This is a genomic window from Psychrobacter sp. GW64-MNA-CIBAN-0177, assembly GCF_040309585.1.
Taxonomy (GTDB): domain Bacteria; phylum Pseudomonadota; class Gammaproteobacteria; order Pseudomonadales; family Moraxellaceae; genus Psychrobacter; species Psychrobacter okhotskensis.
In genome coordinates this window covers 1-278 of the sequence record NZ_JBEOOY010000182.1, presented here as the reverse complement: position 1 = coordinate 278, position 278 = coordinate 1, and the positions used below count along the sequence as shown (strand labels likewise).

1 protein-coding gene is annotated in these 278 nt (G+C 37.1%); it reads right to left on the bottom strand.

Annotation, left to right across the window (positions count from 1 at the left end; all coding sequences use genetic code 11):
• A partial coding sequence (locus AAEY79_RS14695; RefSeq protein WP_352289067.1) for a cytosine permease occupies positions 1 to 278 on the bottom strand: 278 nt, incomplete at both ends.

Genomic DNA, 278 nt, shown 5'->3' with positions numbered 1-278 from the left:
GCCATAACCTTCAAGCTTAGTAAGTACAGGCACCAATATAGTTGCAATAGAGAATATAGCACCTACTGCAAAGGCAATCAAACCTCGAATATTCCACCCTTTATAATAGTAGTAGGCACCAGTAGGTTTATCAGAAAACAAATCGTTCATATCGATATGCTGGCGTTTAATAAGGTAGTAATCGACTACCAAAATACCAAAGAAAGGCGCAATAACCGCTCCAATAGCATTTACAAAGCCAACAATACCTATTTTACTAATAAAGGATAACCAAAGAC